Genomic DNA, 3,655 nt, shown 5'->3' with positions numbered 1-3,655 from the left:
GTGTTGAAATGATGAGAAAGAATTCCATACTGATCATCGCAAGGCATAAACAAGAAGGTCATTTAATAGGTTATATGCTTGGTCAGGAGTTGGTTGTGGCGTCTGATGATCCTCGTGATCAGACTTTTTTTAAGATTTCCGGTGGCTATGCTTTGGATTTTCTTGCTAATAATAACCAGCGAACTTTTTATGTGGGTGGTCTGGGTGTAAGATCAAAATATCGTAGATTGGGTGTTGCAGAGCAGTTGTCTGCGACATTGATTTCGGAGTTACACCGACATAAGTTTGATTATCGGATAGGTCGAACAGACCTGCAAGCCTATGGAATGCGCAATCTGTATATTAAACAAGGATTCAAAGAATTGCCGGTTCATGACATTAATTACCCAGAGCGCAGTTACTGGTTGTTATCGTTAAATTAACACTTAAGAATGATGTTGTTGTTCGTATTTTTCGGCCACCACAAAAAGCAGGACAGATAAATAAAACTGGCCTATTGATTCCATGAGCGCTGAGCCCCAGCTCGGCGTAGTCACCAATAGTCAGTAATCGCTTTGACTATCCCGTGCCGAACTGGAGCTCGGCGTTCCCGGAAAGTTATCTGTCCCGGCTTAAGTTGGTAGCCTATTTTTCAGGTCAAATAAGGTAAGTTGTTGCATCACTGTCCGGAAAAAAAATTCAAGCAATAGACTGACTATTTTAAATTAGGAAAATAAAGCTGTATGACCACTGTTACCTTGATTTTCCCTCATCAACTTTTTACCAGCCATCCTTGCATAGTAAAAGGCCAGGCTGTTTATCTCATTGAAGAATGGCTGTTTTTCAAGCAATACCGTTTTCATCAGCACAAGCTGGTATTACATCGGGCCAGCATGAAAAAATATGCCCACTTTTTAGATAAAAAAAATGTAAAGGTGCACTATATTGACAGCCAAAATGTGTTAAGCGATGTCAGAAAGTTGATCAATCACCTGGCTCAACAAAACATTACTGGTATACAGTTTGCCGATGTTGCCGATAACTGGTTAAAGACCCGAATCAAAAGTAGTTGCAACTCACATAACATCAAAATTACAGAAACGGCATCACCGAATTTTTTAAATACGCTTGCTGACGTAAAACCCTTTTTCGATAAAAAGAAAACCTATTTTCAAACCGCTTTTTATATTGAGCAGCGCAAGCAACGGTTAATTTTATTGGATACAGGGGGACATCCGCTCGGAGGCCAGTGGACTTTTGATGCAGATAATCGCCTCAAGTATCCAAAAAATGACAAGCCGCCAGTAGTCACTGTTGCAAAAGACGATAACCATGTAAAAGAAGCCAAGGCTTATGTCGTAAAATATTTTCCCGACAACTATGCCAGTACGGAAAATTTTATTTATCCAACCGACCATGCCGGTGCTTCCGTCTGGCTGGATGAGTTTTTAGAAACGCGTTTTGAAAAATTCGGCAGTTATGAAGATGCGATGGTAGGAAACGAACATTATTTGCATCATTCCGTGTTAACGCCCATGCTGAATATTGGTTTGCTTTCTCCACAACAAATTATCGATAGGGCTTTACAAGTAGGCGACAACAAAAATATCCCCTTGAATTCTTTAGAAGGCTTCATCAGGCAAATTCTGGGCTGGCGCGAGTTTATCCGGATTGTGTATGAACGGGAGGGCAGCAATCAACGGAGCAAAAATTTCTGGGGCTTTAAAAGAAAGATTCCAGACAGTTTTTGGCAAGGTACAACAGGGATTTTTCCTGTCGACAATGTGATACAAAAACTGCTGCAAACAGGCTACAGCCATCATATCGAACGCTTGATGGTCATGGGTAACTTTATGCTGCTTTGTGAGTTTCATCCTGATGAGGTCTATCGCTGGTTTATGGAAATGTACGTGGATGCCTATGATTGGGTGATGGTGCCTAATGTCTATGGCATGAGCCAATTTGCCGATGGTGGCCTGATGACGACCAAGCCCTATATCAGCGGAAGTAATTACCTGCTGAAAATGAGTGACTATCCAAAAGGCGCCTGGACTGAAATATGGGATGGTTTGTTCTGGCGGTTCATGCATGTACACAGGCAGTTCTTTTTGACAAACCCACGGATGGGTATGCTGGTAAAAATGTTTGATAAAATGCCGGAAGAGAAAAGAAATAAACATATCGATGTTGCAGAAAACTATCTAAAGCAACTCAATTAACGAATAAAGCAATCTAAAAACATGTCCAAGGTTTGGAGTAACCATCGGACCGCAGTTGGCCGTACTTATTCTGTAGGGTAGAAAAATAATATTCTTTTTCGGCAATTTCTGATTAGTCACAGGTAAGCTTATTTTTCAATAAGTTAGCGCCCTTGAAATTCACTAAAACTCGCTTTTTTAGTGCTGGATAATCAGAAATCAAATCGAGTTGCGATGACTTCTTATAAGAAAAGGCATGGTTTTTAAATTTTATCGTCATGTAAGCCATTGATTTATAATATACCTGCAGCTAATGAGAAATTACTCCAATCGGTTGCAATGACATAATTTCAGTCACTATTGACCAGTATATTCTTCCTAATATCTGTCAGTATTTATGGTCTACATTAGGTCATTCATCTTGATCCGAACGAATCACTTGAAAGTAATCAAAAACGATCATACTGAGTAAATTAATGGACAGTCAATCGACAGCAACCCAAACCTGACGGTGAAACGGTGTAATAATTATTTTGAATGCTGATAATGTCAGAATTTGGCAATGCCAGCAAAGTGAGCGAGTAGTTTAGGAAGCTGAGACATATCGTCAAATCGCACTATAGATCGGCATGACGAGGTTTCACCCTTTCGTACATACTGAAATGCTTGCATTCCTGCTGCTGTGGCAGCCTTAATCCCAACGTCACTATCTTCTACAACCACGCATTGTCCAGGTCTAAAGCCCATCGCATTTGCTGCGAATTGAAATAGACCTGGTTCCGGCTTCCAGGATCCCACTTCATATGAACTAAAGATGCTCTCACCAAAGTAAGGTGCAAGGCCGCTAACTTGTAACGCCTGACGAATTTTAAAAGGAGGTCCGCTTGAGGCAATACACTTGGAAAAGTTTGTGGCTTCGAGCATCTCAACAACGCCTGGCATCGGTTTCAATTCACGAGAGAAAAGTTCCGCAACACGTTGGCGATAATGTTGTTCAAAGTCATCTGGTAGATTCTGGCAAAGGCGGCTCTCAAGATCAGCAAGAATTGGGGCCAGCTTTTTACCACGATACCGCTGAATCAATGATTCAACTGTAGCGCTTAGTTGTGGGAGCAGATCAAGAAATGCTTGATTGCAAAGCCCCTCGCTGTCTACGAGCGTACCGTCCAAATCAAAGATTACACAGATATCTAAATGGGATAACATGTCAATGTACGAAAAAAGTTTCCAGATAACATCTGATCATAATTAATCATCAATTTTCAATGGCCGGTTTTGGTCGGTTGGTTTATAGTCAATTAGTCACTGACCACTTACTGGAAACAGTATGACAATAAGACTCCTTTACCTAATTTTAGGAGTTTGTTATGAAGCAAGATACCAACGATCAAAAGAACTATCAAGTCCCATGGAATAAGGGCAAATTGATTGGTCAGAAATCACCGCTCAAATTGAAAGAGATTTGGGCAATTCGGATT

At 40.7% G+C, this 3,655-nt stretch carries 3 protein-coding genes; 2 read left to right on the top strand and 1 reads right to left on the bottom strand.

The genetic code is table 11. The features are described 5' to 3' along the window. A partial coding sequence (locus tag N7974_RS20215; protein ID WP_262967334.1) for a GNAT family N-acetyltransferase occupies nucleotides 1-422 on the top strand: 422 nt, incomplete at its 5' end. A 300-nt stretch (nucleotides 423-722) separates the two neighbouring features. Continuing rightward, a complete protein-coding gene (locus N7974_RS20210; RefSeq protein WP_262967333.1) occupies nucleotides 723-2,198 on the top strand; it encodes a cryptochrome/photolyase family protein in 1,476 nt (491 codons plus the stop codon). A gap of 528 nt (nucleotides 2,199-2,726) precedes the next feature. Here N7974_RS20210 and N7974_RS20205 read toward each other — a convergent pair. Next, nucleotides 2,727-3,383 (bottom strand): HAD-IA family hydrolase, encoded by a 657-nt coding sequence (locus tag N7974_RS20205; RefSeq protein WP_262967332.1) that lies wholly within the window; start codon nucleotides 3,381-3,383, stop codon nucleotides 2,727-2,729. Between the last annotated feature and the right edge of the window lie 272 nt (nucleotides 3,384-3,655).

The sequence above is a fragment of the Methylobacter psychrophilus genome, from assembly GCF_025583945.1.
Lineage (GTDB): Bacteria > Pseudomonadota > Gammaproteobacteria > Methylococcales > Methylomonadaceae > Methylobacter_C > Methylobacter_C psychrophilus.
This window is presented reverse-complemented; position numbering and strand designations above follow the sequence as displayed.